Origin of the sequence: Phormidium pseudopriestleyi FRX01 (genome assembly GCF_017313335.1) — a bacterium.
Taxonomy (GTDB): Bacteria; Cyanobacteriota; Cyanobacteriia; order Cyanobacteriales; family Laspinemataceae; genus Laspinema; species Laspinema pseudopriestleyi.
Genome location: NZ_JAFLQW010000456.1, coordinates 1 through 17,084, shown reverse-complemented (window position 1 = coordinate 17,084; position 17,084 = coordinate 1). Strand labels below are relative to the sequence as shown.

At 49.0% G+C, this 17,084-nt stretch carries 13 protein-coding genes, 1 tRNA gene and 1 pseudogene; 4 read left to right on the top strand and 11 right to left on the bottom strand.

Features of this window, described 5'->3' with window-relative positions; translation table 11 throughout:
- Positions 1-428: 428 nt before the first annotated feature.
- From J0895_RS26465 to J0895_RS26460, 3 genes are all read left to right on the top strand, one after another.
- Positions 429-1,970 carry a hybrid sensor histidine kinase/response regulator gene (locus J0895_RS26465; protein ID WP_277989859.1) on the top strand — a complete coding sequence of 514 codons (1,542 nt, stop codon included), beginning with the start codon at positions 429-431 and terminating at the stop codon, positions 1,968-1,970.
- A gap of 473 nt (positions 1,971-2,443) precedes the next feature.
- Positions 2,444-4,306 carry a biosynthetic-type acetolactate synthase large subunit gene (gene ilvB, locus J0895_RS17090; RefSeq protein ID WP_207089246.1) on the top strand — a complete coding sequence of 621 codons (1,863 nt, stop codon included), beginning with the start codon at positions 2,444-2,446 and terminating at the stop codon, positions 4,304-4,306.
- Positions 4,307-4,586: 280 nt separating this feature from the next.
- Positions 4,587-4,718, top strand: a complete 132-nt coding sequence (locus tag J0895_RS26460; RefSeq protein ID WP_277989858.1) for a hypothetical protein — start codon at positions 4,587-4,589, stop codon at positions 4,716-4,718.
- Positions 4,719-4,855: 137 nt separating this feature from the next.
- On the opposite strand, the gene J0895_RS17085 is transcribed toward J0895_RS26460, so the two are convergent.
- From J0895_RS17085 to J0895_RS17050, 8 genes are all read right to left on the bottom strand, one after another.
- Positions 4,856-6,133, bottom strand: coding sequence for a tetratricopeptide repeat protein (locus J0895_RS17085; protein ID WP_207089245.1), 1,278 nt, complete (start codon positions 6,131-6,133; stop codon positions 4,856-4,858).
- Positions 6,134-6,177: 44 nt separating this feature from the next.
- Positions 6,178-6,405, bottom strand: coding sequence for an indolepyruvate ferredoxin oxidoreductase subunit alpha (locus J0895_RS17080; RefSeq protein ID WP_207089244.1), 228 nt, complete (start codon positions 6,403-6,405; stop codon positions 6,178-6,180).
- Positions 6,406-6,510: 105 nt separating this feature from the next.
- Positions 6,511-9,648 (bottom strand): sensor histidine kinase, encoded by a 3,138-nt coding sequence (locus tag J0895_RS17075; RefSeq protein WP_207089243.1) that lies wholly within the window; start codon positions 9,646-9,648, stop codon positions 6,511-6,513.
- Positions 9,649-9,728: 80 nt separating this feature from the next.
- Positions 9,729-10,964, bottom strand: a complete 1,236-nt coding sequence (locus J0895_RS17070) for an ATP phosphoribosyltransferase regulatory subunit (protein WP_207089242.1) — start codon at positions 10,962-10,964, stop codon at positions 9,729-9,731.
- Positions 10,961-11,911, bottom strand: a complete 951-nt coding sequence (locus tag J0895_RS17065; protein ID WP_207089241.1) for a J domain-containing protein — start codon at positions 11,909-11,911, stop codon at positions 10,961-10,963. The genes J0895_RS17070 and J0895_RS17065 overlap by 4 nt, the downstream gene beginning before the upstream one ends.
- A gap of 145 nt (positions 11,912-12,056) precedes the next feature.
- Positions 12,057-12,884: an inositol monophosphatase family protein gene (locus J0895_RS17060; RefSeq protein ID WP_207089240.1), complete on the bottom strand. Its 828-nt coding sequence runs from the start codon at positions 12,882-12,884 to the stop codon at positions 12,057-12,059.
- 54 nt (positions 12,885-12,938) lie between these two features.
- Positions 12,939-13,457: a thermonuclease family protein gene (locus J0895_RS17055; protein ID WP_207089239.1), complete on the bottom strand. Its 519-nt coding sequence runs from the start codon at positions 13,455-13,457 to the stop codon at positions 12,939-12,941.
- 21 nt (positions 13,458-13,478) lie between these two features.
- On the bottom strand, positions 13,479-13,847 hold the full coding sequence (locus J0895_RS17050; protein ID WP_207089238.1) for a 2Fe-2S iron-sulfur cluster-binding protein: 369 nt from the start codon (positions 13,845-13,847) through the stop codon (positions 13,479-13,481).
- A gap of 265 nt (positions 13,848-14,112) precedes the next feature.
- On the opposite strand from J0895_RS17050, the gene J0895_RS17045 reads away from it, so the two are divergent.
- Positions 14,113-14,199 (top strand) — tRNA-Ser (locus J0895_RS17045).
- Between the two features lie 138 nt (positions 14,200-14,337).
- On the opposite strand, the gene J0895_RS17040 is transcribed toward J0895_RS17045, so the two are convergent.
- The 3 genes and pseudogenes from J0895_RS17040 to J0895_RS26030 form a co-directional block, all read right to left on the bottom strand.
- Positions 14,338-16,173 carry a DMT family transporter gene (locus J0895_RS17040; protein WP_207089237.1) on the bottom strand — a complete coding sequence of 612 codons (1,836 nt, stop codon included), beginning with the start codon at positions 16,171-16,173 and terminating at the stop codon, positions 14,338-14,340.
- Between the two features lie 18 nt (positions 16,174-16,191).
- A complete protein-coding gene (locus J0895_RS17035) occupies positions 16,192-16,425 on the bottom strand; it encodes a hypothetical protein (RefSeq protein WP_207089236.1) in 234 nt (77 codons plus the stop codon).
- A 387-nt stretch (positions 16,426-16,812) separates the two neighbouring features.
- Positions 16,813-17,084, bottom strand: a pseudogene (locus tag J0895_RS26030) (RNA-guided endonuclease InsQ/TnpB family protein); the annotation flags it as partial.

Genomic DNA, 17,084 nt, shown 5'->3' with positions numbered 1-17,084 from the left:
GTGCAAGAAAGTTTAACCCCCGAGGCGATCGCCCTAAAACTCCTCAGTCTCTAATCCGAAACCTCCTTTCTTTCTTTAGTTAATCAACTGGGGTATAAATTGGAGTGACTTGAACTTTTTTCAAGTCGGAACAGTCTAAAAATAACGACCCTATTGACTTGCTATTCTAAGGGTTTCACAAAATCCAGTAGTGATCGCTACCGATGTTATCCTAATTCAATGATATTTTCGGGTTAAACTGGAAACCTGACATTATCTTTCTACCCCTAGAGATAGATGACAAAGTATGTCCGAGTATAAAACACTAAAAAGAAGGGATTAATAAATCATCGAACTCTACTCTTTAAGTGTTGTCCGATTGAAATTTGAATTACCCCCTTAAACTGGTTGTAAATTTTATCTGAGGAACTTAAATGCAATCCAGGGTCATGAGTGAAGAATCAATCAAGATAAATCCAGCGATCGCTTTACGTTCCCTCCCTCAAAATTTCAGTGCAACTCCCGGAGAAGCCATGATTAAAGAACTTTCAGTTCAACCTGTCTCAATTTTATTGATAGACGATCAGCCGATTGTCGGGGAAGCCATTCGGCGGATGTTGGCAACTGAAAAAGATATTGAATTTTATTCTTGTACCGATCCGGATGAAGCCATTCAAATTGCCACGCAAGTTCAGCCCACAGTGATTTTACAAGATTTAGTCATGGGGGAAGTTGATGGGTTGATGCTTTTGCGCTTTTTTCGAGCCAATCCAGCGACTCGTGACATTCCCATTGTGGTTCTCTCTACAAAGGAAGAACCCGAACAAAAAGCCGAAGCATTTGCTTCGGGAGCCAATGATTACTTAATTAAAATTCCCGACAAAATTGAGCTAATTGCCCGACTTCGGTATCACTCGAATGCTTATCATAACTTATGCAAGCGTTATGAAGTCGAGCTAACCAAACAGTATAATAAAGAGTTGGAATTCCGAGTCCAAGAGCGGACCCAAGAACTGACGGAAGCCTTAGAGCATCTCAAACAAACCCAAGCGCAATTAGTCCAAAGTGAAAAAATGTCCGGTCTCGGGCAACTGGTAGCGGGAATTGCCCATGAAATAAACAATCCCATCAGTTTTATTTCGGGAAACCTGACTCATTTTATTGAATATGCAGAAGGATTATTAACCTTAGTAGAACTGTACGAACAAGCCTTTCCAGAACTGCCGATTACAATTCAAGATTTTAGGGAATCCCTAGACTTAGAATTTGTTCGGGAAGACTTGCCTCGATTAATGTCTTCCATCAGAGGAGGATCTGATCGCATTCGCGAAATCGTCGTCAATTTGCGTAATTTTTCGCGCATGGATGAATCGGACAGAAAAGAAGCGGATATCCATGAAGGGATTGACAGCACTCTGGGGATGCTGCAACATCGCTTGGATGAGAGTCAGATTGAACTGATCAAGGAGTATGGAGAGTTACCGCCAATCGAGTGTTATCCGGGACAACTCAATCAGGTGTTTATCAATATTTTAACGAATGCGATCGATGCCGTGAGCGATCGCCCGCAACTCTCTCCAAGTCAATCCATTTCTGATGACGGTGAGACAGTTCCCCGGAAAATCAGCATTAAAACTGAACTTCAAGGTGAGGCAGTGGCAATTCGAATTACAGATAATGGGATAGGAATTCCCCCAGAACTTCAAATTCAGATTTTCAACCCATTTTTTACCACCAAGGAAGTGGGAGAAGGGACGGGATTGGGATTGGCAATTAGCTATGAAATTATCGTCAAAAAACATCAGGGACGAATTCGATGTGAGTCGCACCCCAGTCGCGGCACTGAGTTTATCATTGAAATTCCGTTCGGGTCTAACCAATCGAATAATCTTCGCCAACTGCCCCTCAGTCACAACGAAAGTGCTGTTTCCTCAGTTTCTCAACCGCCTCCCACAGAAATCGCTTCGCTGCAGTGGCTTGAAGTCGGTTAATTTGATAAACTGACAGTTCATTTCCAACCCAATGCCCTGAGTTCTATCTCAATCAGCCGGGAATCGTCACCCCGGGTCCGCTTCCCTGTGTCTTGAGGAGGCGGAGGGTTTGATGGGGAGAGGGACCCCCTTACAACAGTAGGGTTTTTACGCATAAGAGCAGCGACGGTCCCCTTGCCAAGGTCCGGGGACCGTTCGTAATCTTAAATGTAAAGTCTCTGACTTAGGGGCTTGGATAAGGGCCAGAGTCGGTTGGAGTCGTCTAAATGAGAAGCTAGAGCCAAAATCTCAACAAAAAAACATTATATTTCATTAACTCTTAAGGCATGATGAAAATAGAAACTTTTATAGTAGCGTCCGTAACCCGTTCTTCACCAGGTCGGGAAATAGCTACTCCCTTGAGTTATTTTTCTTCCCCGGTCTCAAGAGCGGGGGATTTACAACTATTCCCATAGAGTACATGAGGTTTGCCAATGCTTTCAGAAAGCAGATCAGACAGAAAAACAAAACCCGTCGTGGTTCCCACCCGTAGAACCGGCGCTTATGCGTTGATGGATAGTCTCAAGCGTCACGGAGTCCAACATATTTTTGGTTATCCGGGTGGGGCGATTTTACCGATTTATGATGAACTGTATCGGTTTGAAGCCGCAGGGGATGTCCAGCATATTTTAGTTCGCCATGAACAAGGCGCTTCTCATGCGGCGGATGGCTATGCTCGGGCCACCGGCAAGGTGGGGGTTTGCTTTGGGACATCCGGTCCGGGGGCAACTAATTTAGTCACCGGGATTGCCACCGCCCACATGGATTCGATTCCAATGGTGGTGATTACTGGACAGGTGCCGCGTGCAGCGATCGGGACGGATGCCTTCCAGGAAACGGATATTTATGGAATTACCTTACCGATTGTCAAACACTCTTATGTGGTGCGCGACCCTCGGGATATGGCGCGGATTGTGGCGGAAGGGTTTCATATTGCCAGTACCGGCAGACCTGGGCCGGTGTTGATTGATATCCCCAAAGATGTGGGTTTGGAAGAGTTTGACTATGTGCCGGTGGAACCGTCTAGTATTAAATTACCCGGATATCGACCGACGGTGAAAGGGAATCCCCGGCAAATTAATCAGGCGATCGAGTTAATTCGCCAAGCCAAAAAACCCTTACTGTATGTCGGTGGAGGGGCGATCACCGCCAGTGCGCATGACTGCATTAAAGAACTCGCCGAACATTTTCAGATTCCAGTGACGACTACCCTAATGGGCATCGGGGCCTTTGATGAACATCATCCCCTCTCCTTGGGAATGTTAGGAATGCATGGCACCGCCTACGCGAATTTTGCCGTGAGTGAATGCGATTTACTGATTGCCGTCGGTGCTCGCTTTGACGATCGCGTTACCGGGAAGCTAGATGAGTTTGCCGCCCGCGCCAAAGTCATTCATATCGATATTGACCCCGCAGAGGTGGGCAAAAACCGGGGACCGGAAGTTCCCATCGTCGGAGATGTGCAGCAAGTGCTCATGGATCTGCTGCGTCGCCTGCGGGAAACTGGAGATATTGCCGATGTCAGTCAAACCAAAGAGTGGTTAGGACGAATTGAGCGCTGGCGGGAAGATTATCCCTTGTTGGTTCCCCATCCAGAAACGGCCCTCTCTCCCCAAGAGGTGATCGTGGAAGTGGGACGGCAAGCACCGGATGCCTACTACACCACCGACGTGGGACAGCATCAAATGTGGGCCGCACAGTTCCTGAAAAATGGTCCCCGACGATGGATTTCCAGTGCAGGATTAGGCACAATGGGGTTTGGAGTTCCAGCGGCGATGGGTTCCCAAGTGGCGCTACCTGATCAACAAACTATCTGTATCAGTGGCGATGCCAGCTTCCAGATGAACTTGCAAGAACTGGGAACGATCGCCCAGTACGGCATTAAAGTCAAAATTGTGATCATCAATAATGGCTGGCAGGGGATGGTCCGTCAGTGGCAAGAAACCTTCTATGGGGAACGCTACTCGTCCTCGAATATGGAGGTGGGAATGCCGGATATTCCCTTACTCTGTCAGGCTTATGGCCTGAAAGGGAAGGTGGTATCAACCCGAGACGAACTTGAGGATGCGATCGCTGAAATGCTGGCCCATGATGGACCGTTTGTCCTCGATGTCCAGGTCACCCGTAACGAAAATTGCTATCCAATGGTAGCCCCGGGCAAGAGTAATGCTCAAATGCTGGGTTTACCCGAACTCAAACAAAAAGATTTGCAGGTTGAGTTGGTTTACTGTAGCAATTGTGGGGCAAAAAATGCCTCTATCAATCACTTCTGCCCTGAATGCGGAACGAAGATGTAGGGTAAAAGGATGGGGAGATAGGGGAGATAGGGGAGATAGGGGAGATAGGGGAGATAGGGGAGATAGGGGAGATAGGGGGAAACGACTGAAGTCGTTACGACAAACTCCCCCATCCTCCCCACCTCCCCCATCCTCCCCACCCTTACAACAGTAGGTTTTTTATGTTCAGGGGGATTTGCCTCACATTTAAGAACAGCGACGGTCCCCGGACCTTGGCAAGGGGAGGGTTAGGGTGGGGTTCCCCTTGACGTGGCAAAGCCACGTCCGGAAGAATTAGTGGGTGGAGTGTCCTCGTGACGTGCTTAAGCAGGTCACGAAGAAAGAGGTTGGCACCCGGCTTCATACAGGCGCGATCGCTTCCTTTGAGTGCGTAACTCAGGCGATCGCCACGTCAAGGGGAACCCCACCCTAACCCTCCCCTTGCCAAGGTCCGGGGAGAGGACCCCACCCTAACCCTCCCCTTGCCAAGGTCCGGGGACCGTCGCTGTTCTTAAGCGTGAAAAACCTACTATTGTAAGTCCTCCCGTCTCTCGATTGGCGGTCTCCCCTCTAGTGCGACAATAAGCCGATCGCCTGATTATTGGCCTCGATCGCCTCGGAATAGCGGCCCAGTTTTTGCAAAACCACCCCTTTATTAATCCAAGCATCGCGAAAGTCAGGTTTAATTTCTAAGACCTTATCCCAACTGGTTAATGCCTCTTCTAACTGATTTAAACTAGACAGAGCAATCCCTCGATAGAACCAAAATTGTACATCATTGGAATTGAGGGCGATCGCCTGCTCTAAACTGGTTAAAGCCTCCTCCCATTGGCCTAAATTAATCCCCAAAGCCAACCCTTTATTATACCAAACTTCCGGATTATCTGGCTTTAATTCTAAAGATTTATTCCAACTGATTAATGCCTCATCAATGCGTTCTAAATCATAAAGGGCATCCCCGCGCGCACCCCAAGAAAACCCATCATCCGGGCGAAGTTCAATGGCGCGATCATAAGCCGATAGAGCATCTTCAGCTTGTTCTAAATTAAACAAGGCATTGCCTCGATTCATCCAAGCGCCAGCATGATTGGGTTCAAGTTCAATCACGCGATTAAAGGCATTCAGGGCGGCGCGATCGTCCCCCGCTTCCAACCGTTCCACCCCTCGGGTAAACCATCCGTTCACATCCAAAGGTTCATCCAGAGGTTGAATCCCCAGAGGTGTTTCTTGCTCTTGAATCGTCCCCAACTCATCCAAACTCACCGCTAATGCCGGAGTAGTTTCTAATTGAGCTGATTCTGCTACTAACTCCGGTGTCGCATTGTCGGAACTCTCCACCGGATTGGATATTTCTGAGAGATTCAACTCCGTTGACGCAGTTTGAGTCCCTGTCGCTTCAGCATTCTGCGGCAGTTCCTCGTTTTGAGTGGGTGTGGGGCGGTGAATGTCTGAGGGTGCTTCCTTTGCCAATAACTGCGTTGCAATTTGACGAGCCTCGGTACTAACGGACCCATATCCGAGTTCCCCGAGACGCTGCAATCGGTGTGCCAATTCGTGATTAGTGGCGGGAGAAGCCAGTAAACGGCCACCAAATTGACGTAACCATGTGCTCCAGCGCTCATCAGTCACGCGATCGCTGAAGGCTTCAAAAAATCGCCGCACCTTAACTTGCTGCCAACCGTTATGAATGCCATCAAGCAACTGGAGAAAATAATGCTCTAATTCGGAATCACTTAGGGGGTGAATGTCTCGTCTGGGTTCCAATTCAGACCGCTGGGATGAACCTTTTAACCCTCCCACAATCGCCCGAAACAACCTAACCAATTGTTGCCAAATCCGCCCAATCATGTGCCACCTCTGTGATCGAATGCGATCGCCATTTCACTCCTTATTTATTGCGGCGTCTGCTGGAGTTCCGGTCGTTCTTCCGCGATGATCGCCCCTTCTACCGGGCAAACTTGGACACAGATGCCGCAGTCAATACAAGTGGCAAAATCAATCCAATACCAATCGGTCCCCTTAACATTTTTCCCCGGACCCTCATGAATGCAGGCAACGGGACAGGCATCGACACAATCGGCGACGCCTTCGCAGGTGTTGGTTACTATGGTATGTGGCACGGCGTTCCCTCTCTTACGGTTTAATTGTCCAGTCCAGAACAGACTGAGCTATCAATCTTGGATCTTAATCGAAAAAGGGACGGCATGAGCAAAGAGTCCCTAGGACTAGGGAGCAACCACTTCACAGGGGAGGAGTACGGTAAAACAGGCCCCGCACAGGGGTTGGCTTTCTACCGAGATTTCGCCTCCCATCATTTGACAGAAGCGTTGACTAATGGCGAGTCCTAATCCTGTGCCACCATACTCCCTTGTGGTTGAGGCATCGCCTTGCATAAAGGGTTTGAACAGATGCTGCCGTTGCTCAGGGGTAATGCCGATGCCGGTATCGGAGATCGCAAACTGAATCCAATCGGAGGATGTCTCGGTAGCGGCAGAGGCAGTAGCCATGTTTATGTGACAAAATAAGCCAACGGAGAGGGTAATCTGACCATCTTTAGTAAATTTGGCGGCATTGCTGAGAAGATTAAGCAGAATTTGACGAACTTTCGTCAGATCGGCATACATCGTCCCCAAACTGCGATCGCACTCCACCCGAAGGGTATTCTCATTTCGTTCCAGCAGGGGTTGAGCGGTACTCACCACATTCTCAATCAACTCATCGATATTAAAATCCTCCAAATACAAATCCATTTTTCCGGCTTCGATTTTGGAGATATCCAGAATATCGTTAATTAACACCAGCAGATGATTGCCTGCGGTGCGAATTTTCTCCAAATCCGCAATCAAATCCGTATAGCCAAAATCATCGGCTTCTTCTTGCAGCATTTCGCTATAGCCAATAATCGCATTCAGCGGTGTTCGTAATTCATGGCTCATATTGGCGAGGAACATACTTTTAGACCGATTGGCCATTTCCGCAGCGTAGGCAGCCTCTTGGAGGGCGAGTTGTGCTTGCTTGCGATCGCTGATATCCATCACGGTCCCAATGCTTCTAATCGCTTGTCCGGTGGCATCGCGAATCACTTCCCCTTGAGCGCTCAACCAGCGCAATTCCCCCGTTTCCAGGCGAATGCGTTGTTCAATTTCAAACCGTTCTGAGGTGGAGGAGAAGATCTCGGCGATCGCCTCTTCAACCCGGTTTCTATCATCCGGATCAATCGCTTGTAAATAGGTGTCATAGTTCCCATCAAACGTCCCCGGAACGAAACCATAAAGGGCTTCCATTTCAGCAGAACCAGTGAGTTGATGATTGAGAATATCCCAATCCCAGGTTCCCATCCGGGCCGCAATTAAGCATTGGCGGAGTCGGTCTTTGCTCGCTTTTAAGGCAATTTGAACCTGTTCCCGACGAGTTACCTCAACTTGCAGGCGATCGTTGGCTTCCTTTAAAAAAGCCGTCCGTTCCTCCACCCGCCGTTCTAGTTCATCTTTAGACTGTTGCAGCGCCGTTTCTGCATTCTTGCGTTCAGTAATATCTCGACTAATTCCAATCATCCCGACAATTTCCCCATTTGGGTCAACAAAGGGAGTTTGAATTGTTTCGAGCCAGGTGGTATTATCATTGAGGTGGTTAAGTTGTTCCTCCACTCGCAATAGTTGACCTTCAGCCAAAATGCGTTGGTCAATTTCGGCACAAGTTTTCGCCGCCTCTGCCGAAAATAGTTGCTCATCGGTTTGGCCCACAATCTGGCTTTCCTCTCGGGCGGCGAAGAGTTGAAACGCTTTATTGACCCGCTGATATACCCTTTGTTTATCTTTATAGAAAATTAAATCCGGAATAGAATCAATTAAAGACCGAAGTAAAGCCCGTTCTTGTCGCAGCGCTTGTTCGGTTGCTTTGAGGTCAGTGATATCAATTCCTACACAAACTGCTGATTTTCCCTGATTGTATTTTTCGACTCCCACCAAATATTGGCGCAGGTTACCTTCAATATCTAAGCCAATTTCTCCGGTGTTTTTATGAAGAGAACTTGCAAAAAATTGCTGTAAAAAGTTGGAAAATTCTTGACGGGTTTGCAGAAATCCGACGGACTGATTGACAAAATCTGAAGGCGATCGCCCAAACAGATTCGCCAGGTAGCGGTTGACGCCGATATAGTGCAAATCTGACCCAATCCAAGAGACACATCCAGGGACGGTATCTAATACAGCTTGCAGGCGATCGAGGGCTTTTTCTAAGTTGAGTCTAGCTTGAGCGCGATCGCTGGCTTCTAACCCCAAGGCGACATAATCAGCTAGGGACGCGGCAAAGTTTTCCTCTTCTACCCGCCATTCGCGAGAGGGGCCAATATGTTCGAGACAGACGACCCCCACCATTTGTCCCCCCACCCGAATCGGTGCATCTAACATGGAGGTAATCCCCAAGGGAATCAGATAACCGGGGGTAAATTCTCGGGTTGTGGGGTCTTCCTGAGCATCATCCGCCGCCAATATCCGTTCCTGTTCGATGGTTTGAAAATACATCGGATAGTCAACGGCGGTGAGTTCTATTCCAGCCGAATGTTTCTCGGGGGACCGTTCGTAAAGTTCGATACAGCGAATAGCACTGCGGTCTTTGGTATATAACCAGATACTAGCTCGTTCGACTTGCAGGGCCTGGGTTACCGCTTCAGTGATTTGTTCTAGGGAGGCTTGCAAGTCCCCCTGGTTGAGCGTCGGACTTTTGGCTAACTCGGCTAGAACCCCACTATATTGACGCAGGCGATTCTCCCGTCGCCGCAAGGAGGCTTCAGCACGTTTTTGTTCGGTGATATTGCTAAAGGTACAGAGGACTTGTTCGACTCGGCCATTCGGGGCGATTTGAGGATTGGCATGAACCAGCAACCATTTAGCGCAATCCATTTCCCCGTCACAGTGGGGGGCGGAGTCCGGGATGCGACTGGGATTGGGAGTGAGTGGAGAATGAACCCCGATTCCGATGATCACTTGAGTGGGGGATTGAGTGGCGATCGCCTCCATCACGGGACATTTCCCCGGTGCAAAAGGGGTACAGTCTTCTTGTAAGAGGTGAGGATTGTTAGAGAATAATTCCCCGTTAATGACTGCCGCTTCATCCAGACTCAGCAGGATCAAGGCAACGGGGTTGGTGACGAGAACCTCGGATTTAGGTCCGGTCAACACAACCCCCACATCCATCTGGGCGATCAGCTTCAGGAACTGCGGTTCCAAGGCCCCCGCGCCGCCCGGGCTCGGGTTGGGGGGCCGAAATTTGCGAGCGATCGCCCGGGACAGCCTTGGAGTGACTTTGCTAATCCCAATCCCTATCCCTATTCCTATGGTGAGCGCAATCGCAACCCTAATCATCAATTAACTCCTACAAATTGATTCCAATTTTGAGGGTTCCTCCCCCTAGGAACACACCCTGGATTCGTTAGATGCTTTGGTTATCCGACGATTTCAATTTCAACTTTCCCATCCCCTTCAATCCAGGCAATTTGGGCAATCCGGCGATCGCGTGCATATTGGCGAATCGCTGACTGACTGGATTGGGGAGACAGATCCAGTTCGACAGGGATGTACTCCCCATTCTGACGCAGGGTTTGCGCGTGAGCAAAGGCAGCAGCGTAGGCACGAGGGTTGGTGGGGACCACTAAAGTCTGAGTGGCTGGCGTTGTTGTCGGCAGTTGACCCGTCGGCAGCAGCACCTGATGCAAGTTTTCTAAATTGAGGGCAAAGCCAATCCCTGGAATCATTTCCCCTTGCGGATGATAGAGGCTTAAGAGGCGATCGTAACGCCCTCCCTGTCCGAGGGATTGCGGTCCGAACTCGGTTTCGCTGACGACTTCAAAGACGATGCCGGTGTAGTAATCCATCGGTTGAATCAGACTCAAATCCAGGATAGGGGCTACAGTTGTGGACCCGTTGCTGTGATTGGATTCGTCTAACAAGTCAATTAAGGATTTGAGATTTTCCAGGGTTTCCCGTTCCGCAGGTTCTAATTCTAATTCCCCCACCCGCTGCAAGACATCCTCGGGACGACCCCGGAGATCTAACAAAAACAAGGCCCTTTCCTGCTGTTCTGGGGTTAAAGGTAGGGCTTCGAGGGTGAGGCGATCGAGATGGGCGATCGCCTGCCGGACTTTATCTTTCAGCGGGTCTGGGAAGGTCCGCAGCAACGAGCGAGTTAACCCAGATTCACCTAAAATCAGCCGCCATTGGCGCAGTCCCAGACTCTGCAAACAGTCCTGCAAGAGCAATAAGATTTCTGCATCAGCCAGCAATCCGCCCACCCCCAGGAGTTCTACCCCCGCTTGATAAAATTCCTGCTGGCTACCGTGGGAGTTGTTTTTGCCCCGACGAAATACATTGGCATTGTAATAAAGCCGTTGAGGAAATGTCGTGTCCGTCATCCGGGTGACCGCAGTGCGGGCGATCGAGGCGGTCAGTTCGGGACGCAGGGCCAAGGGGCTATCCTCCTCCCGTTCCTGAAGTTGGATCACCGTTGACTGGGCGATCGCGCCTCCAGCCATGAGGGTATCTAACCGTTCTACCGTTGAGGTAATAATCCTGTGATACCCCCACCCTTCAAATACCGGGCGCAGCCGCTTTTCAATCCAGCGTTTCTGGGTCACGTCAAGGGGCAGTAAATCCCGGGCCCCGGCTGGAGGTTGATGAATCATTTTTTCTTTTTCCCACCCAACAAACTACTGAAGAAAGCTGCGATCGGAGATTTCTTGTCTTTCTCTTTCGCCGCTTTTTGAATCTGCTTTTGCAGGTCTTTTTGCGCGTCTAAAGCTGATTCTTCTTTCGGATTCAACTTCAGGGCTTGATTGATATGGACTTTAGCCAAGGTAGCCTGATTCTTCTTCAGATACGCTTGGCCGAGCAATCCATGCGCACGGCTATTTTTAGGTTGAATTTTCAACCCTTCTTTTAACTCATTAACTGCCCCATCGAAATCTCCCCCGGCGAGGAAATTTTCCGCCCGACGGCAATAGTTTTCGATTTTTGAGGGAGCCGATTTTTCAGCATCTGCCGTCGCTGACGCTGCCACAGGTTGTTGAGTTGGACTCTCTTGAGCTTTCTTTTTCCCAGAAGCCGCTTTGCCCGTTTTTTTATCAGAAGCCGCTTTACCCACTGTTTCCCCTTGGCTTTCTTTGCGTTGCAGATAGACTAAATTTAGCTCGCTGATTTGTGCAATTGTCTCCAGAGTTTGACTCAGGGTTTCATAGGCCTGTTTACCCAGATTGGCGACGGATTCTTGATAGTCCGTTTCCAGATTTTGGGATTTTAATAACTGTTGAGCCGCTTCACTCTTGAGCTTAACTTTGTCTTTTTCCTGCACTAATCGTTTGCCCATCATCCCTAGCAAAACACCATGTTCCGCACGAGTGCTGTCGTTGGTGAGTTTGCTGTAAGCCGGATTTGCCAATTTTGACAAAATCTGAGTGGCGAGTTTTTTATCCGCCGGACTTTCGGCTTTAGAACTGTCTGGATGAAGTCGCCTTGCTATGAGCATATAGCGTTTACGGATTGTATTAAAATCCGCATCCAGTGGCACCCCCAAAATGGCATGGTGGTCCTCGAAATCAAATTGAAATAAGCCTTGCTTGATGTTAAAAGACATAGTAATATGCCCATCCCCTGGCTGTAATCTTATCTTTAGTGTACTTCGCCCTTGTCATTGCAGGGCGATCGCTATCACCATTAGGCATTGATACCCTAGGTGTCCCTTGAAGCTTGAGCCTCCTCTGATGAGGACGAGACTGAACTTAGGGATTCGCCCACCGTTCTAAGGGTGTAACTTGGAGGAGTTCCTGACTGAGACTCTCGTGCAGTTTCCCATTGGTGGCTAAAATTCGTCCCGATTCAATTTTCCAGGGACTGCCGTCGTAGGCGGTGATTTTTCCCCCCGCTTCCGATAAAATAACCACCCCAGCGGCCAAATCCCAGGGAGATAGCCCTCGTTCCCAGTATCCATCCAAACGTCCACAACTGACGTAACACAGGTCAATGGAAGCCGATCCGCTACGCCGGACTCCTTGGGTGAGGTGAGTCAGATGACAAAATTCGGCATAGTTATTATCTGGGGTTTCCCGGCGATCGTAGGCAAACCCCGTGACTAATAAGCTACTTCGCAATTCTGCCGTTTGGGAGACGCGAATCGGTTGCCGGTTCCGGGTGGCACCGAGTCCCGTAGCGGCTCGAAATAATTCGTTATGGAAGGGGTCAAATACTACTCCCACTTGGGGGATGCCATCAATTAATAATCCGATAGAGACGCCAAAGGGGGGATACTGATGGGCAAAATTAGTGGTGCCATCCAAGGGGTCGATCGCCCACAGATACTGGCTGGTGCTATCTCCGAGTTTGCCGCTTTCTTCGGCGAGGATGCCATGTTCAGGAACGTGGCGTCTGAGGACTTCTAAAATGGCTTTCTCCGAGGCTTTATCTGCGGCAGTGACGAGATCCCCGGGTCGTCCTTTTTCTTCGATCGCATTTAAGTTCCCCCAGTAGGATTGAACGATCGCCCCAGCATCGAGGGCCGCTTCGGTGGCAATATCGAGAAAGATTTGGAGTTGTTTGGGGGTATGAGTCATGAAAATTTTAAACTTGACAGTTGAGCGTTGAGCAGAAGAATTTGAACTCAGGATTTAGGGCCGGTTCTGACGAAAGTCACTGGGATGCACGCGCAAGGGGGTCTGGAAATCCCAAATTCCCTGTCCCATAATTCTGGCCTGTTCTTGCGCCTGAGTAAAGCGGCGATCGTATTTGAGGTTGGGCGATCGCACGGCAGCCAAAACATATCCCCCGGCAATGAGTTCTTCATTGACCAGTTTCCCATCGCGCCAGAGATAAGCAAATTGGCGATCGTATCCGTCTTCCTTCTCTATATCCCATTCTAATAACAGGGTCTGCCCCTCAATCAGCCGTTCAAGTTGCTGTTTGGCCGCATTTCCCCAAGGATTTTGCTGCAAATCCGGTGCCTCAATGCCAATTAACCGGACTCGTTTCAGGGCAGAGCCTGATGCACTCAAGTCGCGCACTTCTAAGGTGTTGCCACTGATGACCCGCTCAACCTGGACTTGTACCTGTTCGGAAGGAACCGGGAACGAACAGCTAACCAGGAACAAAAGTCCAATCCAGGATACCGGACAACGGAAAATTTTCATAGATCCTGCTCCCAATCGGGTTTAGTCTTCGTCTAAAGGCAGTCCAAAACGGACCTTACCTTTGCCAAAATAACGCCCAAATTGTAGGTAGTAGACTTCATCTTCATCTTGGGTTTCTACTTCTAAGTCGGAACGGGGATAGCTGACACACAAGAGTGCATATCCGCGATCGCGCAGGGCTGGAGAGAGTCCCATTGCCTCCGGTTGATGGATTTCTCCGGAGAGGACGCGCACGGCACAGGTGGTACAAGCCCCATTCCGACAGGAAAACGGCAGGTCAACCCCTTTGTTTTCACAATGTTGCAAAATATAGCGGTCTTCGGGGACTTCAACGGTTTGGCGGCTGCCATTCTGACGATTATGGATGGTGATGCGATAAGAACGGGTCATGGTGTGGCTCAGGAATAATTTCGGGATTCGACCAAAGGATCTAATGCTTAGGTTACGCTATTTTTGATATCCGGATCTACCCACTCCCTGGGATGCCAATTGATTCATAATTCCCCAAACCCAGGCCCATCGGTCATTGTCCCCGCTCGAACCCTGACCGAATTCCGGGATAAATTTTTTTTTTGTCAAAGGGTTTGCAAAACCGAATGGGTTCTGCTAGGATAATATTCTTGTGGGTATAAATTTGCATAAACCCCAGTTCTCTGGAGAGGTGGCCGAGCGGTTGAAGGCGCAGCACTGGAAATGCTGTTTAGGGGTAACTTTAACGAGGGTTCGAATCCCTCCCTCTCCGTTCTCACAGAACGGACATTTAAAAGAAAAAGAAAACCAGCGATCGCCCGATCGCTGGTTTTCTTTTTCCCCTTTTTTGAGAGGTTCACCGCAGCAAAGACGCTCAGTGCCGAACGTCTCTACACTCCTTGGAACTGCTCTAGGCTCCTTGTTTTGCTGGAGCTGGGGCCACAGGGGCCGGTTTCTTTTGCTTATTCATGTTATCAACGCTAATTCCGAGCACCCACAGGGTCACAATGAACACCCCGAGCCACTCATTCAGCCCGAGTCCTTCACCAATAAACAGCAACGCCATTAAACTGGTTAATCCCGGACCCGTTGCCGCCACCACCGATGCTAATGGTGCACCAATCATGGGAATCGCAAAGTTATTCAAGGCATAACCAATCAAGGTGGTTGTCGCCAGAGCAATACTGCCAATCCATAACCCGGTCCAATTCTCCTGTAACACATTCCAGGTAAAGAAGTTGCCTTCGCCAGAACCCAAAATCACGAAGGGAATCGCCAAGATTAAAATCACGGAAAAGTTAATGACGCTAAACGGTGCCGGATGCAATTTCAGCTTGCGGGCACTGAGTTGGGTCAAAATAACATAACCGGCAAAGGTCAACCCCGAGGCGATCGCCGTCCCAATTCCTAGGCCCAAATTCCCATCCGGTGCGCCTCCAGTGAGTCGGCCAGAAACCGTCAGGAAGCATCCCAGGTAAATCGTCACGGTAGCTAAGGCAAAGATAAAGCTCGGTCTGGCACCAAACATGATCCATGCCAAGACGGCAGTGACGGGGGGGAAAATAAAGAACAAGGTAATGGCAACCCCTGTCGGAATATTTCCCAGAGCGATATAGATAAAAAACTGGGACATAAACAGAAATAAGCCACTGCCAATGACGATCCAGACGGACCCCCGCTTTTCAGGATTGGCCAGTTGTTTGATATCCCGCCAGGTATTGGGATACAAAATTGGGGCCAGAATAAATCCCATGAGCGGAACCACAAATAACATCCGCATCCCTAGAATTAACAGGGAATTTCCCGCTCCAGGAGAGAGGACTTGTCCTGACCACAATCCAAAGAGGGACTGAGGACTCAGAATCGCCCGGGTGATGATGTTTTGGAAGGAAATGATAATCGAGGACAGCAAGGCCAGGATCAACCCGGTTAAAAAGATATTACTTTCAACAGGAGGGCTGGGGACTGGTGTCGCTGGGGTAGCGGTCCGGACTTCCGCCATCGCCGCTTTTTCTGCGGCATTGCGATCGCTTTGAGTCCCGGTTCCTTCCGGGCGATCGCCTCGGTTGGTTGGAGTCCCCACGGGCAGTCCCTGTCTGCGGTTCGAGACAATCTCTGCGGTGGTCTGAACGTTGCTTGCTTCTGACTGCAATTGCTCGATCAGGCGATCGACCAATGTTTCTAAAATCACTTCCCCTTGTTGCTGCAACGAGTGCATTCGCCCCAGTTGCTGGGACAACGAGCTTTGATAGCTACTCAGTTCCTGTTGCAGATTTTTAAAGGTGGTGTTCAGGGTCGTATCTAACGATGCCAACAACCGATAGGCATTTTCATCCAAGTTTCCCGTCTGCGCCGACGACATTCCAATATTCGGGTCTAGGGTCGTTAAGGATTGCGATGGGGGCGGTGGAGCCACCATTTCCTTCAACCGCTCACTCAATTCTTGTTGGAGTTGGGAGGCCATCACTTGCGCCAGTTGCTTTGTCCACTGCTGCTGTTGCATCGGACGTCCCGCTCCCCCCTGCATTTGCTTCGATTGTATTTGCTGCTGTTGATTTTGCAGCTTTTGAATATCAGCAGTCAGGCGGGATTGTTCCGCTTGCAGTCGTGCCATGTCCCGAGCCAACTGAACGACGATATTTTGCTGAATATCTCGAAGCTCCTGGGTCATGGAACTCAGAAGGGCTTCGATTTCTTTAGTGTTACTGCTTGTCGAGTTTTCCGGTTGATTGTCCAGTTGCCCCATTATTCTATTACCTCTAGCTTATCGATCGTAAACCAAACTAATCGCCCCTGGCTTGGCACTCCTGCGTTTTTGCTGATGGGTTGGGTTGAACATTAATTGATTCGCTTCAAGCGAATCAGGCATCAGCGCCTTGGCTTGACTCAATCCGATGTCAAACTGAAAAATTCCCTTCAGCTTGACATTATAATCTAAATGAGTAGGCAAACGCACAGGTTTTGGATGATTGTATCGAAGGTGGGTTAAATTTTCCATCAAACGATCCAATTGTGTTAAAAAACTCAACAATTAATTTTTTTTGACACTCCCCGGTCTAAAGACACGGGGATTCTTAAGGACAAATTTTGGGGGATGAATCCGCCCAAAGTTTAATTCTTAAAGGGTTAGTCAATAACCCACTACCCACTCGCTCAATCAATGAGTCTATGGCTACCTTTGATTTGATGATGATGTTGGCTGCCCCGTTAACATCTGCATTTAAGATTAGTCCCTGAGCAGAACGGTACAAGCCTCGTTTAATTCGTTTACCCGATGGCTGCCAATTGTCGGGTTTTTCACCGACTTTCACAGGCATTATGTCTCGGTCTAGGAATCTATATTTTGAAGTGTAAGATTCATCTTGCTCGACAAATCTCCACCCTTTTAATAAGAAATTGGGTACATTCCTCCTTTGGTTCTATATCTTGGTAATCTCGGCTTTTGGCTGAGTTCTCCTTTATGAGCTAACTTGGACAATGCTCGGAAAGAGCTAAAAGATTCAGCTACAGATTTAAGAGATTGTTGCGCGACTTGTGAGTAGAGCAACCCGTAATCTTCGTTACTTTTGGCGATTTTGTACAAGTCAGGATATTTAACCGCACTTTTGTCTTTAAAGTATCTTTGCCGACCTTCGTAAGTACCAATATTAAACAGTT